Source organism: Pedosphaera parvula Ellin514, assembly GCF_000172555.1.
In the GTDB taxonomy this organism is placed as follows: Bacteria; Verrucomicrobiota; Verrucomicrobiia; order Limisphaerales; family Pedosphaeraceae; genus Pedosphaera.
This window is the reverse complement of sequence record NZ_ABOX02000066.1, coordinates 1-19,774: the sequence shown is the minus strand read 5'-3', so window position 1 is coordinate 19,774 and position 19,774 is coordinate 1. Positions and strand designations below refer to the sequence as shown.

The 19,774-nt window shown below is 53.8% G+C and carries 16 protein-coding genes and 1 pseudogene; 6 read left to right on the top strand and 11 right to left on the bottom strand.

The window, feature by feature from the left end; translation table 11 throughout:
* Positions 1-27 precede the first annotated feature (27 nt).
* From CFLAV_RS28875 to lepB, 5 genes are all read right to left on the bottom strand, one after another.
* Complete coding sequence (locus CFLAV_RS28875; protein ID WP_150107660.1) at positions 28-297, bottom strand: hypothetical protein; 270 nt, start codon at positions 295-297, stop codon at positions 28-30.
* A complete protein-coding gene (locus tag CFLAV_RS28870; RefSeq protein WP_150107659.1) occupies positions 297-1,808 on the bottom strand; it encodes a hypothetical protein in 1,512 nt (503 codons plus the stop codon). Before CFLAV_RS28870 ends, CFLAV_RS28875 begins: the two co-directional genes overlap by 1 nt.
* Positions 1,809-1,960: 152 nt before the next feature.
* A complete protein-coding gene (locus tag CFLAV_RS28865; RefSeq protein ID WP_040550667.1) occupies positions 1,961-2,158 on the bottom strand; it encodes a hypothetical protein in 198 nt (65 codons plus the stop codon).
* A gap of 15 nt (positions 2,159-2,173) precedes the next feature.
* Positions 2,174-2,581: a hypothetical protein gene (locus tag CFLAV_RS28860; RefSeq protein ID WP_150107658.1), complete on the bottom strand. Its 408-nt coding sequence runs from the start codon at positions 2,579-2,581 to the stop codon at positions 2,174-2,176.
* Between the two features lie 276 nt (positions 2,582-2,857).
* On the bottom strand, positions 2,858-3,478 hold the full coding sequence (gene lepB, locus CFLAV_RS28855; protein WP_007418463.1) for a signal peptidase I: 621 nt from the start codon (positions 3,476-3,478) through the stop codon (positions 2,858-2,860).
* Positions 3,479-4,510: 1,032 nt separating this feature from the next.
* Here lepB and CFLAV_RS28850 point away from each other — a divergent pair.
* From CFLAV_RS28850 to CFLAV_RS28835, 5 genes and pseudogenes are all read left to right on the top strand, one after another.
* Positions 4,511-5,467 (top strand): annotated as a pseudogene (locus CFLAV_RS28850) (metallophosphoesterase family protein); the annotation flags it as partial.
* Positions 5,444-5,734, top strand: a complete 291-nt coding sequence (locus CFLAV_RS37715; protein WP_283950773.1) for a cupredoxin domain-containing protein — start codon at positions 5,444-5,446, stop codon at positions 5,732-5,734. The pseudogene CFLAV_RS28850 and the gene CFLAV_RS37715, both read left to right, overlap by 24 nt.
* Positions 5,735-5,762: 28 nt before the next feature.
* Complete coding sequence (locus tag CFLAV_RS28845) at positions 5,763-6,281, top strand: hypothetical protein (RefSeq protein ID WP_007418461.1); 519 nt, start codon at positions 5,763-5,765, stop codon at positions 6,279-6,281.
* Positions 6,278-6,667 (top strand): DUF488 domain-containing protein, encoded by a 390-nt coding sequence (locus CFLAV_RS28840; protein ID WP_007418460.1) that lies wholly within the window; start codon positions 6,278-6,280, stop codon positions 6,665-6,667. Before CFLAV_RS28845 ends, CFLAV_RS28840 begins: the two co-directional genes overlap by 4 nt.
* Positions 6,668-6,720: 53 nt before the next feature.
* Positions 6,721-7,905 carry an NAD(P)/FAD-dependent oxidoreductase gene (locus tag CFLAV_RS28835; RefSeq protein WP_007418459.1) on the top strand — a complete coding sequence of 395 codons (1,185 nt, stop codon included), beginning with the start codon at positions 6,721-6,723 and terminating at the stop codon, positions 7,903-7,905.
* Between the two features lie 21 nt (positions 7,906-7,926).
* Here CFLAV_RS28835 and CFLAV_RS28830 read toward each other — a convergent pair whose 3' ends face one another.
* The 6 genes from CFLAV_RS28830 to CFLAV_RS28805 all read right to left on the bottom strand — a co-directional run bounded on the left by CFLAV_RS28830 (position 7,927) and on the right by CFLAV_RS28805 (position 18,817).
* Complete coding sequence (locus CFLAV_RS28830) at positions 7,927-9,453, bottom strand: efflux transporter outer membrane subunit (RefSeq protein ID WP_007418458.1); 1,527 nt, start codon at positions 9,451-9,453, stop codon at positions 7,927-7,929.
* Positions 9,454-9,462: 9 nt separating this feature from the next.
* On the bottom strand, positions 9,463-12,564 hold the full coding sequence (locus tag CFLAV_RS28825) for a multidrug efflux RND transporter permease subunit (protein ID WP_007418457.1): 3,102 nt from the start codon (positions 12,562-12,564) through the stop codon (positions 9,463-9,465).
* A complete protein-coding gene (locus CFLAV_RS28820) occupies positions 12,561-15,677 on the bottom strand; it encodes a multidrug efflux RND transporter permease subunit (protein ID WP_007418456.1) in 3,117 nt (1,038 codons plus the stop codon). Before CFLAV_RS28820 ends, CFLAV_RS28825 begins: the two co-directional genes overlap by 4 nt.
* A complete protein-coding gene (locus CFLAV_RS28815; RefSeq protein ID WP_007418455.1) occupies positions 15,674-16,900 on the bottom strand; it encodes an efflux RND transporter periplasmic adaptor subunit in 1,227 nt (408 codons plus the stop codon). Before CFLAV_RS28815 ends, CFLAV_RS28820 begins: the two co-directional genes overlap by 4 nt.
* Before the next feature lie 415 nt (positions 16,901-17,315).
* The gene (locus CFLAV_RS28810) at positions 17,316-18,284 is read right to left on the bottom strand and encodes an AlbA family DNA-binding domain-containing protein (protein ID WP_007418454.1); all 969 of its coding nucleotides are present in this window, start codon (positions 18,282-18,284) and stop codon (positions 17,316-17,318) included.
* Between the two features lie 86 nt (positions 18,285-18,370).
* A complete protein-coding gene (locus CFLAV_RS28805) occupies positions 18,371-18,817 on the bottom strand; it encodes a hypothetical protein (protein ID WP_007418453.1) in 447 nt (148 codons plus the stop codon).
* A gap of 311 nt (positions 18,818-19,128) precedes the next feature.
* Here CFLAV_RS28805 and CFLAV_RS28800 point away from each other — a divergent pair, with 311 nt between their 5' ends.
* Positions 19,129-19,740: a universal stress protein gene (locus CFLAV_RS28800; protein ID WP_007418452.1), complete on the top strand. Its 612-nt coding sequence runs from the start codon at positions 19,129-19,131 to the stop codon at positions 19,738-19,740.
* Positions 19,741-19,774 lie beyond the last annotated feature (34 nt).

The following is a 19,774-nucleotide window of genomic DNA, read 5'->3' as shown; positions in this document are numbered from 1 at the left end:
AGATATCCCTCTTGATCTCCGGCTCACTCAGCCCGTGAGAGCCGCCGCAAACCCTCTTAATTTCACCCGCAGATTTTCCCGCAAAAACTTTTTCGTCGCTGCATTGCTCTGCACATCCGCAAATTCCGCCCCGGGATTATTTGGATCCAGATAAACCATCTTGCAACCATAATGCCGAACCAGCACCAACTCACCACAATGATGGTAAATTGCATGCAGCAGCTTATATTTCATCGGCGTCTTCCACGGAAAAGCCACCTTCAACTTCTTAATTAACTCCGCTTTTCGATTCGGCATCACCGTGCCTTCCCCACCGGCCACACCGCATCCGCCCCCTGCCATAAATCCATCCCACCCTGCCCGCCATCATCCTTGCCATCCTCCCCCACCGAATACAGCACAAAGGTCGAATCCGCATTGCATCGATAAACCAACGGCTTCCCGCTCATCAAATCCATCGGCACCTCGTGCAAAAACTCAGGCACCAGCGCCGCCAATGTCGACGGCAGATGACCGTGCCTCAGCTCATATCGTTTCAAAGCGATGGCGGTAATGGCCAACCGGCGTAGCGTCTCGGTGCGCACCGCTATCTGCAAAGACCTCGAGAGATTAGGGAATATGTATGCTGTCGCCCAATAACTGTGAATGCCATCACCGGATACCTCCACCTCAAACCTCTGCCAGAGATTCGAATTAATCAGGCTCACTTCCGGCCACGGCCGCCCCGCCTTGAGGAGCCGCACCGTGTCGATGAACTCGCTCATCTGCCGCAAATGCAATAACTCATCCGCATCCATGCTCGTCGCCTTGTAAGTCACCGGAAGCACCTGCTCCTTCCAGAACTGCGCCAGGGGAGTCTTGTTCATCATCATCATTGCCGTTTTTCCCACGTTCTGAAACGGAATGATCTGCCAAAAACTTTGGCCTTTCGCCCGGCGAACATTCTCCATGATAATCACACCCTCCGCTCGCGTCCCCAAAAAGCCTCGCTCCGCCCCCTCCATCACCTCCACCTGCTCCCAATCGCGCTGCAATGCGACCAGTTGCTCTTCGTTCCATCCCGGTGCCTGCAATGCCTCCCAGGTCGCCCGCAATCCCATCTCTGCAAAGGTGACGCGCGCCATCTGGTGCACCAGCATCGGTTCATTGCGATACAATTGCGCCGACCCGGCCAAGGCATGCAAATCCGTCACCGCGCCAGCCAGATTGCCCCGGTGCAGTTCCCCGATCTCCGCATTCACCAAACCATAGGCCAATGGTCGATCCCGCATGAATGTCCTCGGCGGCCCACTGGTGGCAGTCAGAATCGTATTCTGATAAATCCATCCCGTATCAGGCGTGGGATGCTCCAAAGCCTGCTTATAAATTTCCAACTTACCCGCTATCGCCGCGTTCGTCCGATTAAAATCCGCCCACTCAATCCTCAAATGGATGTTTGTCTTGCTCGAATTCCCATTATCTGGATTAAGCCATAATTCACCACCCCAAGCCACCCGCGCCCTGCCAGGCGAAACAAATTCCATTAACGAACACGGAACTGGAGCCGGACGCACAAAGGAATTGGTCGCATAAGCCCCGGACATAATCGCAGGGGAAATAAAAACAGCCCGGGACGCCACCTGCTCCGCATTCGTGGACGGCGGGATTGCCAATTCCGTGAAGGTCAACTTCTCACCCTTGGCCCGCAACTCCGCCTGGTATCGTCTCAATTTTCCGCGACTGCCCGACGAGGAGATCGTGAGCACAATACCCGCCATCACCACCAAAACGGCGGGCAGCATTATCAGGATGCGTATTTTTCTGCTCACGTAAAATATCCAGCCCCAACCCGCCTACATGAGCAATCACCATGCCATCAACCACCTATACTGAACACCTCCACACCCGAAGTGGCCCACCGATACAACCCATCACCATCCAGGTTCGGAGTCCCGCCTTCAGGAGGTGCCTTTGTCACGACTCAACCACTGCACGCCAACTCCTCCCGCAAGCGCCCATCACCTTCATCCCGCATTCCCAAGGCCCAACGGGTCGGCTTTATCTTAGCCCAGTCCATCGGACTGGGTCCGCGCCAAATAGAGCACCCGCTTCGGCCCACGCTGTGAAACACCTCAACGATCGTAACCGAAGCGGCATCGCCACGCCCGATCTCGTTCATCTCCCCCCTTCTCAATCAACCCTCACGGGGTACCTCCAGCAAAAGCTGAAAAATCTGAAGCAGAGGAATCAGAAAAGGCAACGCACAGGAAAACCAAAAACCCAGACTATATGCCGTACTCCGATACCTCCCCACATCCTTCGGGCGAATCAGCCGTTCCGAAATGGGCCCGACGAAGTAACACACATTGGCGCAAGCCATGAATAATAGGTAACCGATCACCTGAGTAGCTATCGTGAACAAGGTAATCCTTCCGTCCATGCCAAAATAATCCACTGGCGAGGAAAAGAACATCACCGCATACAGAAAAAACGCCAGAATGCCTGACACCGCCAGCCCCAGATTATATCGCAATCTCCACGTCGCCCACCAGGCGCGTGCCGGCAGTTGCCCATCCATCACCTCAATCATCATTGAAGACATAAAACTAAAAACTTAAATCGGTATCAACCAACAACCCACGACGGCCATCGCGTGACAGAGCTGATCAAAAGAGAAAATGCCAGACGGTTCCCCCCTCTACCTTTGCAATGGGAGAGGGCCGGGGTGAGGGAAAATGCGCCCAGAATTTCCGCCGCTTCGGGGACCACCCATGTCGCAAACCTTCAGTTCTGTTCCATAGGACTTGCCCAACCCGTGTAGCTACCATAGATACTGTTGCTCGGCCCCTCAGAAAAAAACTGTGGACCCGCTTCGTTCTCACCTCACCATCCCCACACGCTCCGGCGGCGAATATCGAAACCACACCCGCCCCAACACATTCGTTCCCGGCACAAAACCCCACACACGACTATCCGAGCTCGCCGCTGAATTATCCCCCAACACAAAAATCGAATTCGTCGGCACCGTCACCGTGTCATTGCTCGTCAGCAAATACTTCGCGTAACTCGACGGCAAATACACATATTGAATCGCTCCCGTCGAACTCTGCAAACTCACCGGCTGCTCATTCACCAAAAGTTTTCCATTCACCAACCGCAACGTCTCCCCCGGCGACCCCGCCACCCGTTGCGACAACACATTCCCCGGCGGCAGCGACGCAATGCCATCCGTCTTGAACACCACCAAATCCCCGCGACGCGGCTTGCAAAACAGATACGTCACCCCCTCCATCATCACATAATCCCCCGACACCAACGTCGGCTCCATCGCCGCCGAAGGCACCGAGAACGGCCGCAACAACCCAAACGCCCGCAGCAACATCAACCCCACGCCGAAGACCGCAATGCACAGTGCGACCGAAACCAAAATCTTATTCCGCCGCTCATTCGTCGCGCTCTTCGTTTTGGATTTGGATGTGGATTTGGAAACTCTCGCCATTGTGATTCAGGTTATCCGCTTTCAAACTCATCGTAAAGAACCGGAAGCCGATTTTCCATATGCACGCTCACCGAAACAGCTTTGCCCTCTTGGAAGCTGGTTTTGGAACTTGACAAATTGCTTTTACTCTTTTAAAACTTCGTTACCGAATAGTCACTCCGCCGTCTTCGGCTAGTCACATCCGCCCGGATAATCTTGCGACATTGGATCAGACGCATCTTGTGTTGCTCTAACCGGTTCGATCCATTGTCACACATCACATATCTATATATGAAATATCTTTTCGACGTCTCCCCCGCCGCTCTCGTCCTGGCTTTGAGTGCCACGGTTGCAATCCTTTTTCTAGGATTTCTGTTGGCTCCTTCCCACCTCCGCCGAATCAAACGCCGTCTGCGCGGCTCCCGACGCCATGCTCGAGCAAGATCATGATGCTGATCTTGGGAAAAGCACACCCGCCGCGAGAACCAGCCCAACCCGGACTCCTTGGCTGAAAACACACTGAATTTCGCTTCTTCCGATATCGCAACCCACGACGGCATCGGCTGAAAATGAATTCTCCTTTTCTGTAAAACGACCTACACCCGTCATGTTCAATTCCACATCATTATAGATAGGTCGGACCTCACCTCACCCTTCCCACGCGATCCAACGGTAAATACCGAAAACTGATCCGTCCCATCACACTCTCAGCTGGCACAAAACCCCACCTCCAACATAAACCTGACCTTTTTGCCGCTCCGGACTTACCTACAAAAAATAGAGCCTTGGTGTTCAAACCATAGCTCCTTCCAATCCAAGCAATTAATTACACAGCTCCAGCCATCTCCTCCACGACATTGGACAACGATTTTATCTCATGGTACTGGTTGATGAGCGGCTTTACCTTAATTAGAAGCCGTCAAAGGAGTGGAGTGCAGACAGCCAATCGGCGCGATGGTGTATGAAAAAAACCATTTCAACAGAAACAAGGCAGTGTCCTTACTGGAACCACTTTCTTCACGAATCTAATGACCAGAAACGAAACGGATTTCCATGAAAAAACCAATTTCTCACGATCATAGTCACGACGGCATTGACCGCCGTGGATTTCTCGAGTGCATGGCCTGGGTGGGCACCGGGATTATTTACAGCTTCAGCGGCGGCATCCTCCGCTCCCAAACCATTGGTGAAACCGCTCCGCCGAACGCCGCCGGACAGTCAACCGACTTTACCTTTGTCCAGATCAGCGACAGCCATATCGGATTCAATCGTCCGCCGAACAAGGACGTCACCGCCACCTTCAAGGAGGCTGTAGACAAAATAAATGCCATGCCTCAACCGCCCGATTTTATCATCCACACGGGCGACCTCAGCCATCTGTCCAAGCCTTCGGAATTCGACACCGTGGACCAGGTGCTCAAGAGTGCCAAGACAAGCCAGATTTTCTACGTGCCTGGTGAGCACGATGTGCTGACCGACACCAAGGATTTTCTTGAACGCTACGGCAAGAATGCCAAAGGCGACGGTTGGTACAGTTTTGATCACAAGGGAGTCCACTTTATCGGACTGGTCAACGTGGTCAACCTGAAGGCCGGAGGTCTGGGCTTGCTCGGGCCGGAACAACTGGAATGGCTCAAGAATGACGTCGCCAACCTGTCCACCAGCACGCCCATCGTGGTCTTCGCTCACATCCCTCTCTGGGCAGTTTATCCCGACTGGGGCTGGGGCACGGACGATGGCATGCAAGCAATCTCCTATCTCAGACGCTTCGGCTCGGTCTCGGTCTTGAACGGCCACATCCATCAGATCATGCAGAAGGTGGAAGGCAATATCACCTTTCACACCGCGCTGGCCACCGCATTCCCGCAGCCGCGTCCGGGCAAGGCATCAGGTCCCGGGCCGATAAAAGATGTCCCGCCGGACAAACTGCGCAGCATGCTCGGCTATGCCACGGTCAATTACGTCCAAGGCAAACATCCCCTGGCCGTGATTGATTCAACACTCGCCGGCACTCCGCCCGACAAGGAGTCCGATCCGGAAGTGAAGATCGATAACTTCACCTTCACACCGAAAACCCTGACGATTCATCCGGGCGAAACCGTGACCTGGATAAACCGGGATGACGTGCCGCACAAGGTCGTGAGTGTGGATAAGAAGTTTGCCTCGCAGGCGCTCGACACCGATCAGAAATTCTCCCACACCTTCACCGACGCCGGCACTTACAAATATTACTGTTCCATCCATCCTCGCATGACAGGAACAATTGTCGTGAAGTAACGGAAGCCATCTTCATGGTGAAGCTTTTATGAACGCTCCACTCGCCGCCAATCTCACCTTGGTGATTGAACTTGCGATGGGATTTGCGCTGATATTCGGCGTAGGACTCGTCTGGCGGCGGCGTTATCGTGCCCACGCAATCTGCCAATCAACTGTGGTGTTGCTGAACCTCGTGGTGATCGGGCTTGTCATGATGCCGTCATTTCGCAGCCAGGTTGCCCCGGTGATTCCACACCGGCTGCATGATTCTTACTTCGCCATCGCCACGGCCCATGCCGCCGTCGGTGTCATTGCAGAGCTGTTTGGCATCTACATCCTGCTCGTTGCCGGCACGAACCTTCTGCCCCGGCGTCTGCGCTTCAGCAACTACAAGCCTTGGATGCGCACGGCCCTTGCCCTGTGGTGGCTCGCTCTGCTTCTAGGACTCACCACCTATGCCCGCTGGTATATCGCGCCGCCCTCCACCCAACTTGAACAGTCTGGCTCATGGCTCGCAAATAATGCTTCATCAAATAAAATGATGGAAGTGCGAAAGGATTTTCCATGATTGCCATCAAACGAGCCTACGACCCAGCGGAAAAAAGCGATGGCACACGTTTCCTCATCGACCACCTCTGGCCGCGCGGTGTGAAGAAGGAAGCCCTGCACATCCAGAGCTGGATTAAAGCCGTCTCTCCCAGCGACCAATTACGAAAATGGTTTGGACACGAACCCTCGAAGTGGAAGGAGTTCCAACACCGTTACTTTGCCGAACTAAAGGATAAACCCGAAGCTTGGAAACCACTATTAGCCGCCGCCCAAACCGGGAAAGTCACCCTGATCTACAGCGCCAAAAATACCGAACACAACAACGCCATCGCCCTGAAAACCTTTTTGGAAAAGAAGCTGGCCACCAAGCCCCGTAAACCACGCACCAAACTCGTTCCAGCCTGACCTATGTTTTCCCCAACGGACAATGGACTTTCACAAACTCCGGACTTCCCCCCATGCCCCACTACAACTATTTCATCATCGGCGGCGGTATGACCGCCGAGGCCGCCACCAGCGGCATCCGCGAAATTGATTCCACCGGCACCATCGGCCTCATCAGCATGGAACCGGACACTCCCTATGATCGCCCCCCGCTCACCAAAGGACTCTGGAAAGACCAAAAGTTTGATTCCATTTGGCGTAAAACCAAAGAGCGCAACGTCACCCTCCACCTTGGCCGAAAAGTCGAAACCCTCGACCTCCAAAACAAACGCCTCAGCGACGATCAAAAGAACATTTACACGTACGATAAGCTCCTCCTCGCGACTGGAGGCTCTCCTCGTCATCTCCCCTTCGGCGGAGACAACATTATTTACTACCGCACCGTGGAAGACTACCGTCACCTGCGCAAACTGACGGAGAGCAACCAAAAGTTCGCCGTCATCGGCGGCGGATTCATCGGCTCCGAAATCGCCGCCGCCCTGGCCATGAACCGGCAGCAGGTGACCATGCTCTTCCCCGGCACCGGCATCGGCGGCCACCTCTTCCCGCCCGATCTCTCCGAGTTTCTCAACAATTTCTACCGCCAAAAAGGCGTCGAAATCCTGGCTGGAGAAACCGCCTCGGCTCTCGAGCCAAAGGACACCCAATTCATTCTCAAAACCCGCAGCGGCCGCGAAGTCACTGTCGATAGCGTGGTCGCCGGACTCGGCATCCAACCCAATGTCGACCTTGCCCAAAGTGCCGGGCTGAAGGTAACCGACGGCATCGTGGTCGATGAATTTCTACGCGCCACCCATCCTGATGTTTACGCCGCGGGAGACGTCGCTGCATTTCTTAATCCCGCGCTGGGCAAGCGCATCCGCGTCGAACACGAAGACAACGCCAACACCATGGGCCGCAACGCCGGAAGAAACATGGCCGGAAAATCCGAACCGTATTATCACCTCCCGTTCTTCTACTCTGATCTCTTTGAACTGGGCTATGAAGCCGTCGGCGAACTGGACGCGCGCCTCGAAACCGTGGCCGATTGGAAAACCCTTTTCCACGAAGGCGTCATCTACTATCTGCGTGAAGGTCGAGTGCGCGGCGTCCTGTTATGGAATGTTTGGGGCCAAGTCGACGTCGCCCGCCAGCTCATCGCCGAACCCGGCCCCTTTCATGCCGAAAATCTTAAAGGAAAACTACCCAAGCCCGGCTGACTTTGGAGTATACCTCTCAATCTACGGAGCAGGCGCTGTTTTTTTAGTCGCTTGTCCAGCTGACGGCAGCTCAGAAACCTTCCATCCTCCCCCCAATGCATTAATCAACTGCACACTCGCTGTCATCTGCTGAATCCGAATAGTCATGGCTGTTTCCTGGTTGTTCAACAGGGCGGTTTGAGCCGTGAGTACATTGAGATAACTGTTAATTCCGGTCTTATATCCGTATATGGTGAGGGCCAGACTCCGCTCAGCGGATTTCACGGCAACTTCCTGCTGTTGCAATTGCTGCGATAAAATCCGCAGGGCCGCAAGATTATCCTCCACATTCACAAAAGCCGTCAACACCGTCTGCCGATAGTCCGCCACCGTCAGGTTGTAGGTTGCCCAAGCCTGCTGAGTCACCGCCGCACGCCTGCCGGCATCGAACAATGTCTCCGCCATGGCTGCACCGATCGACCACACGGCACTGGGGCCAGTGAGCAAATTTGCGGTTGTGACACTTTGAAATCCTGAGGAGGCAGTCAACGTAATCGTAGGGAAATAGGCCGCCCTGGCCACGCCAATCTGAGCGTTGGCCTGGGCCACAATGCGTTCCGCCGCCGCTATGTCCGGACGCCGTTCGAGAAGTTGGGACGGCACCCCGACAGGAATCGCCGGCGGAGATGCCTTCAGCGGCCGCGCTGGGACTGAAAATGTCGATGCCGGCTTGCCAATCAAAAGCGCGATCGCATGCTCGAACTGGGCTCGCTGAACACCCAGGGAAGTGGCCTGTGCCACGGTCGTTTGGAGCTGAGTCTCTGCGAGCGCCACATTCACATCCGAGTTGATGCCTGTCGTAAAAAGCGCTTTTGTCAGGTCCAACGTTTTTTGGAAAGAAACAACCGCTGAATCCAATATCTCCTTCAACGCATCCTGTCCACGAAGTTCAAAGTAAACGGCGGCCATGGCCACCTGATTGGTGAGCTTCACATTTTCAAGGATGGCCGCGCTCGATTGTGCCGCCGCGATGTCAGCTTTGACAGTATTTCGAATGCCGCCCCAGAAATCCGGATCCCAGGTAGCATCAAACGGCAGCGCGTACAAGGTGAAAGCCCTTCCCGACGATCCGTTGGTGGAAAAGCTAGAAGCGAACGAGGTTGTTCCCGTCGCGGATGTCTTTGATCGGGTGACGGATGGCCCCATTGTCGCGGTCGGAAAGTATTGCGAACGCGCCTGTCTTACGATGGCTCGTGCAGCCGCGAAATTGGCCACGGCTGCCGCCACATTTTGGTTGGAAATAGTCACCTGCTCTTCGAGCGCGTTTAATTCCGGATCATTGAATACTTCCCACCATTTCCCACGAATCTCGTGATCCTTCGGCTGCGCTCTCGCCCAACCTTCCATTTCCTTGAAGGCTGCGGGAGTTTGCACGGAAGGCCTGTTATACTTCGGGGCGAAATTGCATCCCGACCACCAGAGCGTAACCATCAACAAGGAAACCAGGATTTGAAATCTGCCATCCAGGCATTTCCTTTCCCCCCTTGAAGAATCAATCCTCGCGTTCATAAATTACTTTCATCCTGGAGCGCCTTGTGGAGCCACACGTGAGGACTTCTGCCTCATCGCCTGCCACCAAAGGCGGAAGCGGTCGAGGTACAGGTAGATCACGGGTGTGGTGTAAAGTGTCAGCACCTGGCTCACCAACAATCCTCCAACAATGGCGATGCCAAGTGGACGCCGCAACTCTGAGCCTGTTCCTGTTCCCAAAACCAACGGCAGGGCGCCGAGTGCCGCCGCCATGGTGGTCATTAAAATCGGACGAAACCTCAACAAACATGCCTGATGGATCGATTCCCGCGGGCTTTTCCCTTCATCCCGTTCGGCCACCAGTGCAAAGTCGACAAGCAGGATTCCGTTCTTTTTTACAATTCCAATGAGCAGAATGACCCCGATCAACGCAATCACGCTGAGGTCAACACGGCAGATCATCAACGCCAGCACCGCACCCACACCTGCCGATGGCAGCGTTGACAGAATGGTGATGGGATGAACATAACTCTCATACAAAATACCCAGCACGATGTAGACAGCTAATAAAGCAGTCACGATCAGCAAAGGTTCAGTCGCCAGAGAGGCCTGGAATGCCTGCAATGTTCCCGAAAAGTTTCCATGAACTGTCGCCGGCAAACCGACGCTTTGCTCCATCTGACGAATCAGCCCCACAGCATCACTCAGCGCCATCCCCGATATAAGATTGAAGGAGAGCGTCACCGAAGGAAACTGGCCCTGGTGATTCACCGCGATCGGTGCCGTATCCTCCCCGAAATGCGTCACCGCCCTCAGCGGCACCACACCGTTGGTTGACCGCACATAGATGTCATCCAGGCTCTCCGGGCTTTGCCAAAACTGCGGCGCTACTTCCAGGACAACATGATACTGATTCAACGGTGTAAACATGGTTGATACTTGCGCCTGCCCAAAGGCCAGCTCCAGGGTTTGGTCCAGAAGATTCGCGCTGATTCCCAGCCGCGCCGCTGTTTGACGATCGTAAACCAGCGCGGCTTGAAGTCCGTTGTTCCGCTGGTCACTGTTCACATCGGTAAAGCCCGGAAGCTCTCTCATCCGTTGCAGCAAAATCGGCCCCCATTTGGCAAGCTCCTTCAAGTTTTCGCTCTGGATCGTATATTGATATTGCGCATTGCTCTGCCGGCCTCCGATGCGCAAGTCCTGGCTGGCCTGCATGAAAACGGATGCTCCGCGCACCACTGCCAGCCTGGGACGCAATCGGTTGATCACCTGGTCGGCAGTAACCTTGCGTTCAGCCAGCGGCTTCAACGCCATGTAAATCGTTCCGCTATCAATCGCATTGTTGCCGCCGGTGAAAGCCACCGCCGTGTCCACCGCCGGATCGGCTTTGATGATATTTACAAAACGAATCATTCGGTCCTGCATCGCTTGAAAGGAAATCTGCTGCTCGCCTTGAATCGCACCAATGATGCTCCCGGTATCCTGTTGCGGAAAAAATCCCTTCGGTACCACCATGAATAGCAGAACATTAAGAATCACCGTAATCACAAAGATGCAAAGCGTAATGGCCTGATGTCGCAGCACCCAACCCAGACTCCGCTCATAGGCCCACAACATCCTGTCAAACACCCTGCCCATGGTGCGATAAAATCTTCCCTGCTCCTCCTCCCGTTGAAGCCTTAGCAACCTTGCGCACATCATGGGCGTGGTGGTGAGGGAAACGACGAGTGAAACCATGATCGCCACCGATAACGTGACCGCAAATTCCCGAAACAAACGCCCGACAATCCCTCCCATCATCAAAATTGGAATGAACACAGCCACCAGGGAAATACTGATGGAGAGGACCGTGAAACCAATTTCGCGAGCACCTCGCAACGCTGCTTCCAGCGGCGTAAGTCCACGCTCAAGATAGCGCGTAATATTTTCAATGACCACAATCGCATCATCGACCACAAAGCCGGTCGAGATGGTAAGAGCCATCAACGAAAGATTATCGATGCTATAACCACACAAATACATGACTCCAAACGTGCCAATCAGCGAAACCGGAACCGCCACGCTCGGTATGAGTGTCGCACGCACATTGCGCAGGAAGAGAAACACCACGAGGATCACCAGCACAGTGGAGATCAACAAGGCGCGTTCCACGTCCCGCACTGATGCCCGAATGGTGGTCGTCCGGTCAACCGCAATGTGAAGACCCATCGCCGAGGGAATCGAAGCTTTCAGCGATGGCAAAGCGGCTAAAACCCGGTCAACAGTATCGATAATATTGGCTTGGGGTTGCCGAAAGATGATGACCACCACGCTTGGGATTCCATTAAAAAAACCCGCCGCTCGTATGTTCTCCACTGAGTCATGCACATCGGCCAGATCTGACAGCGTCACAGCTGCGCCATTGGTGTAGCTGACAACGAGTCCCTTGTACGCCTCGGCTTTGAGCAACTGATCGTTCGACACGATATCGGCGGTGCATTGTTCATCCCAGAACTGTCCTTTGGCCAGGTTGGCATTTGCCTGCCTCAAAATGTTGCTGACCTGCTGAAGGCCAAGGCCATAGGCACTCAATTGGGTCGGATTGACATCCACACGCACGGCCGGGAGTGAACTGCCTCCCACAATCACCTGCCCGACTCCGTCAATTTGTGACAACCTTTGCTGTATGATGGTTGAGGCTGCGTCGTACAAATGCCCTCGATCAAATATCTCCGATGTCACCGCCATGACCATGATCGGCGCATCAGCAGGATTCACTTTCCGGTAGGTGGGATTGCTGGGCAGATTCGAGGGCAGATAACTCCGCGCAGCGTTAATGGCAGCCTGTACATCTCTGGCCGCACCATCGATGTCCCGATTCAAATCAAACTGGAGGGTGATGCTCGTCGAGCCAAGAAAACTTGCCGAGGTCATCTCCGTCACACCGGCAATATGACCAAATTGCCGTTCCAATGGCGCGGCCACAGACGATGCCATGATCTCTGGACTCGCCCCCGGCAACATGGCTTGAACTGAAATGGTTGGGAAATTGATCTGTGGAAGTGGTGATACCGGCAACAGCCTGAAAGCAACAGCTCCGGCAATCGCAATCGCAATCGTCAACAAAGTTGTGGCGACTGGCCGATTAATAAATGGAGCAGAAATATTCATGGCCTTTGTTCCAGAGTTGAAACCTCACCTCCCCCTTCAGCGTGCGGACGGCCTCGTTTGCTTGTAAATCGGTCGAAGAATACGTAGATGACCGGCGTCGTGTAGAGCGTGAGCAACTGGCTCACAATCAATCCCCCTACAATGGTTATCCCGAGAGGATTTCGAAGTTCTGACCCTGTGCCGGTTCCCAGCGCCAGTGGCAGGCCACCCAGTAACGCAGTCATCGTCGTCATCATGATCGGTCGAAATCGCAACAAACTCGCCTGATAAATCGCCTCGACCGGTCCCTTGCCTTCTCTGCGTTCAGCCTCCAGGGCAAAATCGACAATCAAAATTCCATTCTTCTTGACGATGCCAATGAGCAGGATGATGCCGATCAGTGCAATGACACTTAGATCAGAACGGCAGACGAGAAGAGCCAGGAGCGCACCAGCACCCGCCGAAGGTAAAGTGGATAGAATGGTAATGGGATGAATGTAGCTCTCGTAAAGAACACCGAGCACAATGTAAACAATCACCAGGGCTGCCAGAATCAGCAGTGGCTCATTCGTCAATGAGGCATGAAACGCCTGGGCCGCGCCCTGGAACGCTGCCTGGATGGAAGCCGGCATTCCAAGTTCCTGCCGGACATGTTCAATCGCCGCAGTGGCTTCCCCCAGTGAGGCACCCTTCGCAAGATTAAAAGAAATGGTAACGACTGGAAATTGCCCCTGATGGTTGACTGATAAAGGGCCGCTTCGTGTCTCGAAATGAGTAAATGTGCTGAGCGGCACGGCTCCGCCTTCCACTGAGCGAACATAAATGTCATGCAATCTGTCCGGATGCTTCTGAAAATCCGGCAGTGCCTCCAATATCAGGTGATACTGGTTCAACTGGGTGAACAGCGTTAATATCTGGCGCTGCCCAAAAGCATCATAAAGCGTCCCATCAATCACCTGCGCCGTGATTCCGAGTCGCGAAGCGGTCTGCCGATCAATCACCAGCACAGTCTGCAATCCTCCTAACTGCTGATCCGTCGCGAGGTCGCGAAGGTCCGGCAATTCCTTCAAACGGTCCATTAGCTTTGCAGTCCAGAAATTCAATTCATCAGCATCAGGATCTTCGAGCGTATATTGATACTGTGTCCGGGTAACCCGATTCTCAATCGTCAAGTCCTGCACCGGCTGCATATACAGCGTGATGCCCTCCACCTGACTCAGTTCCGGCTGCAATCGCCGCATTATTTCATTGACGCCGGTCCGACGCTCCTCGAGTGGTTTGAGATTGATGAGGATGCGACCGCTGTTCAGCGTTGTATTGACACCATCCACGCCGATGAAGGAGGAAAGGCTGGCCACCGCAGGATCTTTGAGAATGACGCGGGCAAGCGCTTCCTGTCTTCTGGCCATTGCAGGGAAGGAGGTTGTTGCCGGCGCTTCCGAGATGCCTTGAATCACACCCGTGTCTTGAATCGGAAAGAATCCTTTCGGCACGAAGATGTATAATAAGACTGTGAATACAAGCGTCAGGGCCGCGACCAGCAGTGTCAGAATCTGGTGTCTGAGCACCCAGCGGAGAGTCCACCCATAAAAAGCGATTACTCTTTCGAGAGTCCTCTCCGATGCCTTGGAAAAACGTCCACCCTGACCCTCAGCCTTCGCGCGCAATAGTCGGGAGCACATCATCGGGGTGAGCGTCAAGGAAACAACTGCCGAGATAAGAATCGTCACGCTGAGCGTCACCGCAAATTCACGAAACAGCCTCCCCACAATGTCTCCCATGAATAACAGCGGAACCAATACAGCGATCAATGAAATGGTAAGCGACATGATGGTGAACCCGATTTGTTCAGACCCCTTCAAGGCTGCCTGAAGTGGCGCGTCTCCCTGCTCAATGTAGCGGGCGATGTTCTCAATCATCACGATGGCGTCATCCACCACAAACCCTGTCGAAATGGTCAACGCCATCAAGGTCAGGTTATTCAGGCTATAGCCAAGCAGGTACATGGCGCCGAAGGTGCCGACGAGTGAGAGTGGCACTGCGACGCTTGGAATGATGGTTGCCGAAACGGTTCGCAAGAAGAGGAAGATCACCAACACAACCAGCACCACGGTTAACGTGAGTTCAAACTGAATGTCCCTCACGGATGCACGAATGGTACTGGTACGATCGGTGAGCACAGAAGTCTGTATTGAAGCTGGCAAGGTGGACGTCAACTGTGGCAGGCGCGCTTTTATGCGATCCACGACCTGGATGATGTTGGCGCCGGGTTGACGCTGGATGTTGACAATCACCGCCGGAAAATCATTCATCCACGCGGCCTGTTTTATGTTTTCAACACCGTCCACCGCCAACGCGACATCCTTCAGCATCACCGGCGCCCCATTGGTGTAGGCCACCACAACCGAATGATACTCCTCGCTCGTCAGCAGCTGATCATTGGCTCCAATCTGATAGGATCTATGCGGACCATCAAAATTACCCTTCGCCTGGTTGATGCTGGTTTGCTGCAGGACAGTCCGCATGTCCTCAAGGTTGATCCCATAAGCCGCGAGCGCTGTTGGATTTGCCTGGATGCGAATGGCTGGCTTCTGCCCACCCGCGATGCTCACGAGGCCGACACCCGGCAGTTGAGAAATCTTCTGCGCCAGGCGGGTGTCTGCCAGGTCTTGAACTTTGGATAAGGGAATGGACTTCGAAGTCAGTGCGAGCGTGAGAATCGGCGCATCGGCAGGATTGGATTTGCTGTAAATCGGAGGGCTCGGAAGATCGATCGGGAGGAAGGTTTGGGCCGCGTTGATCGCCGCTTGCACCTCCTGCTCGGCCACATCGATGTTGAGATAAAGTTCAAACTGCAGGACTATCACTGAACTCCCTCCCGAACTCGTCGAGGTCATCTGGTTAAGCCCCGGCACCTGTCCAAATTGCCTCTCGAGCGGCGCAGTGACAGCAGATGCCATGACATCGGGACTGGCGCCTGGATAAAACGTCAGCACCTGTATGGTCGGATAATTGACCTCTGGAAGCGTGGAGACCGGCAACTGCTTGTAGGCCACAACACCAACCAGCAGGATCGCCGCCATGATTAATGACGTTGCAACTGGCCGAAGAATAAAAGGGGCGGAAGGATTCATTGTCCTCCTTCCTTCTGGTTCGCCGGGGCGGGTTGGGCGGGTTGTCCTCGCGGAGTTATTTTGGTTCCTTCCTGCAGCCGATTGAAGTTGTCCAAAACAATGACCTCGCCAGGCTCCACCCCTTTTACGGCGGTCACATTGCCATCGGTTGTGCCCACAGTGATCGTCCGCATCGTGACGGTCTGATCCGGTTTTACAAAGTATACGAACGAACCCTGTGGATTGAGTTGAATGGCTATTGAAGGAACCAGGGCAACACCGCGTTCAACATCGATGAGCAGCCTGGCGTTCACAAACTGGTTGGGAAAGAGCCCGTTGTCTTCATTCGGAAAGATGGCCCTCAGCCTTACCGTGCCGGTGACAATCTCGATCTGATTGTCCAAAGCCAAAAGCTTTCCCGTGGCAATCTTCCGTTGTCGTACACGGTCATACACATCTACCGCCATGGATCGTCCTGGTTGCAAATGCTCCAGGATTTGCGGGAGATAATCCTCCGCCACGCTGAAAATAACAGTGATGGGTTGCAACTGTGTAATAACCGCAAGTGTGTTTGAAGAAGTTGCCAAAATGATGTTTCCCGGATCTACCAGACGAAGTCCGATGCGCCCGGAAATCGGAGAAATGATGCGGCAGTATGACAGTAGCACCTTGGCACTTTCCAACTGACCCTGATCAAATTTGACAGTGCCTTCATTCTGGTGAACCACCGCCCGCTGATCCTCCAATTGCTGCCTGGGTATTGCATTGCTGGAATAGGCCGCCTCAAATCTGGCAAGGTCGATGCGTGCTCCCTCCAAAACGGCTTTGTCGCGCTCATATTGACCCTCCGCGGCGGTCACCTGCGCTTCAAACGGCCTGGGATCAATCTCAGCCAGAAGGTCGCCCTTGTTAACCATTTGACCTTCGGTGTAATCCACGCGAATAAGTGGTCCAGTTGCCTGACTCCCAACTATCACCGTATTTAGCGGCGTTACCGAGCCGAGCGCGCTGACATAGACTCCAATATCGCCGTTTGTGACAGTGGTGGTGGTCACCGCTACGGCGACCGGAGGCGGCTTCGGTTTGGACCGACCCGCGCGGTGCCTAAAGAAAAAGAAAGCGCCAACACCCAAAATGACCGCAATAGCAACGAGGAACCAGACCCGAGAATGTCCTGGTTTGCGTTGTGCGGAGGATGTTGGTTGAGGAGATAAATTTCCCGCATTTAGTTTGTCTTCAGGCATTCCGCTTCTGTTTTTAACCACCCAAGGTTCGGCGTGATTGCAATGGGCCTCTCCGCGGCTCAAGGGATTGTACCGAACCTCCAACCGGCTCTCACTTTAGGAAACCGGTTTATCCCAAAAATGTAAAAGCTGTTTATCCTCCGAAAATGATCAGGTTTGTTGCTAAAGCTTCCGCTCCTGCTATTCCGTCCAGTATTGTATTTAAGGTTGTTTTCCGTGGACAGACTCCATGCCAAAATCCAATTCATTGCTGGATCACACGGCGATTTACGACTCACGAGAAGCTACCACTTCCGAGGGTTGAACGCAAAATGCTCTTCGACTATCTCAAGCTGGACGGTTTAAAGAAGAAATCCTTGGATATCCAAATCTGGCGGAGGGTTCACCATTGATTGTTACCACGGACACCAGACCATTACAAACACTCACAAGCCCCCGAAGCCCCTTCCATCAACGGCGGCTCAAACACCAGCCTCGCCTTCTTCGGCGGCGTATCACGCCACGACAGCGCAATGTTCCACGCCCACTTTTCCGGAGGCACCTTCGCCGCCACCAGCAATCGAAATGTCTTGGTCATCTGCGGATGCAACTCATGCGCCAAATGATAAACCTCCTCCGGCGCCTTCACCTGGCACTTCCCCTCATTATCAAAGGCGTACTCATAAAGGCCGGCACCCTCACACATGATCTTCGCAAAGCCGTTGCCAATCGTCGTCTCTCCGGAATTCGTAAACGAAACCTCCACCGCGCATTGCAAATCATTTTTACCCGCCGGAGGAAACGTCTCGATTCTCAATCCCGGCGGCACCCGCCCAAACTTCACTCCCACATGCACCCGCGACGCCGACTTCGGATAAAACAACAACTTCAACACCGAGGGACTGCACTCCTGGCATGAATCGCCCATACGCAGAAAATATCTCCGGCCCATGTTCTCCGAGCGATGCGGCTTGAGCGGGCTCTCCGGAATCAGGCAAACCACAAACCCTTCCTTGCCCTGCGGCGATATCGGCACCGCCACAATTTCCACCCTCGGCACCGGCGGATCAGTCGCATGCCGGTGCAATTCCTGCAAACGCGTCTTCAATTGAAAAACGTCCTGCACCAACTCCACCCCTTGCACCGCATCGATCTCCGTCACCTGATCTTTGTCCGCGACGATTCCCCAAACCAACACTCCTCCCTCATTATTCGCAAAGCCTCCCAGCGCCTTGCTCCAAATCTCGGGAATATCATTCTTCTTCGATTTGCCCGACTTGAAATCCAGCCATTCGCTTTCAAACACCTTCGGCATCTCCGCAGGCAAACCCATCAGGATCTCAACGGCCTTCTCACCGGTGAATCGCTCAAAATAAAACTGTGCCTGGGAAAGTAATGGTTCCATCCAAACTTTTCCGAACTATAGAAAATCCATGGTTGCAATGCACTCTAAATTCTCCACCTTTGGCCGAACCTCCCGCCATCACCAATTCACGCTTGCTCAACTCCGCTGGCATACAACCTTTGGACTGACTCACGTTGTAAAACAATAATGGCAAAAACCCCCAACGCCGTCCCGAATGGAATCTGCAGGCAATCAATGCCCGCTACCACCAGGGAAAACATCCGATGCTTCCTGCGCCAAAGGAAGAATCCCGAAAGCAGGTTCAGCAATGATCCAATAATAAGTACCACTCCCACCACAACGTACATCCACACCAACAAATCGAGGAAGTCCCTCGGCAATGCCGGTCCTCTCGGCGTCTGGAACAACTGGGGATTGGAGAACACCCTATGCATGATGGCGTAATGCAGAAATAAAAAGGGAATTCCAAGCAGTGCGAGCGCACTGAATATGAAATGAAAAATGGCCAGCAGCCTGATCTGGTCCTTGTCCCTTCTTGTCTGCTCCTCCGGTGATATCATCGCTGGATACATAAATAAATTCCTTGCTCCTTCCCATTATTCAATTTGCCGCATGCTCCATAGCCCCAAAGTCCTCCGGCCAGGAAAACCCTCACGCAGGGAAAAAAAGCCCTCATGCGGGGAACAACCCAACCGGAGGAAAATGCCCCATCAACTTATCCGATCCAACCCCGCCTGTCAGCTTTCAAATCGATGAGTTACAAATACCTGCATTTCCTCATCTCGCCAGCGGGTTGAACTTCATCCCTATTTTAGTACCTTTTTAGTACCTTTTAACCACCTTTTGATTACCCGTTCTCAGCATCTGCTGCGATGTTTTCTATGTGAGCGCGAACTATACACAGCAATCGCGAGGGACACTCGACCCGCACGTGATCTTCACCCGGGCTCGGGCTCAGCACAGTCCCACTGACCGTCCCCCGTCCGAACCGGCCCACCGTTTCGGCGAGACCGGGCTCACCGAACAACCCGACGCCATCAACCGCGCCAAACCAATTGTCCTCCTCCCCTTCGATGAATCACCGGAAAACGATGAAACCGTTACTCTCGGCATCTCCATGGCCCGCGAGATGCACGCCCAACTCCTGCTGCTCCATGCCGTTCTCCTGAACCTCAGTCCTTACGGTCCCATCAATTTAAGAAAAATCGAAGCCGCACTTTGCGAAGAGGTCATTGCTCAAGCTGAAAAAACCATGCTTTCGGCTCAAGAACAGGGTGTGTCCGCAATCTTCGCTCTCGAAGAAGGCGCTCCCGCCGCAGTGATCAACCGCGCCGCCGCCCGCTGGCAGCCAGACTTGATTGTCATGTCGGCCCATCAACACGACCACTTCCTCTCACAAATCTTCCGCCGACGAACCATCGATAAAGTAATCCGCCACGTGAAATGCCCCGTCCTGGTGTTGCAAACAAATCAAAAGGAAAAAAAACATGTCTGATCTTATTTATATTGCTGTCACAGCTGGCTTCTTC

Coding starts and splice junctions, on each gene's coding strand:
- CFLAV_RS28875 (WP_150107660.1), bottom strand. CDS start 297: ATGCCGAATCGAAAAGCGGAGTTAATTAAGAAGTTGAAGGTGGCTTTT.
- CFLAV_RS28865 (WP_040550667.1), bottom strand. CDS start 2,158: ATGAACGAGATCGGGCGTGGCGATGCCGCTTCGGTTACGATCGTTGAG.
- CFLAV_RS28860 (WP_150107658.1), bottom strand. CDS start 2,581: ATGTCTTCAATGATGATTGAGGTGATGGATGGGCAACTGCCGGCACGC.
- lepB (WP_007418463.1), bottom strand. CDS start 3,478: ATGGCGAGAGTTTCCAAATCCACATCCAAATCCAAAACGAAGAGCGCG.
- CFLAV_RS28845 (WP_007418461.1), top strand. CDS start 5,763: ATGAACGCTCCACTCGCCGCCAATCTCACCTTGGTGATTGAACTTGCG.
- CFLAV_RS28840 (WP_007418460.1), top strand. CDS start 6,278: ATGATTGCCATCAAACGAGCCTACGACCCAGCGGAAAAAAGCGATGGC.
- CFLAV_RS28835 (WP_007418459.1), top strand. CDS start 6,721: ATGCCCCACTACAACTATTTCATCATCGGCGGCGGTATGACCGCCGAG.
- CFLAV_RS28830 (WP_007418458.1), bottom strand. CDS start 9,453: ATGAACGCGAGGATTGATTCTTCAAGGGGGGAAAGGAAATGCCTGGAT.
- CFLAV_RS28825 (WP_007418457.1), bottom strand. CDS start 12,564: ATGAATATTTCTGCTCCATTTATTAATCGGCCAGTCGCCACAACTTTG.
- CFLAV_RS28820 (WP_007418456.1), bottom strand. CDS start 15,677: ATGAATCCTTCCGCCCCTTTTATTCTTCGGCCAGTTGCAACGTCATTA.
- CFLAV_RS28815 (WP_007418455.1), bottom strand. CDS start 16,900: ATGCCTGAAGACAAACTAAATGCGGGAAATTTATCTCCTCAACCAACA.
- CFLAV_RS28810 (WP_007418454.1), bottom strand. CDS start 18,284: ATGGAACCATTACTTTCCCAGGCACAGTTTTATTTTGAGCGATTCACC.
- CFLAV_RS28805 (WP_007418453.1), bottom strand. CDS start 18,817: ATGTATCCAGCGATGATATCACCGGAGGAGCAGACAAGAAGGGACAAG.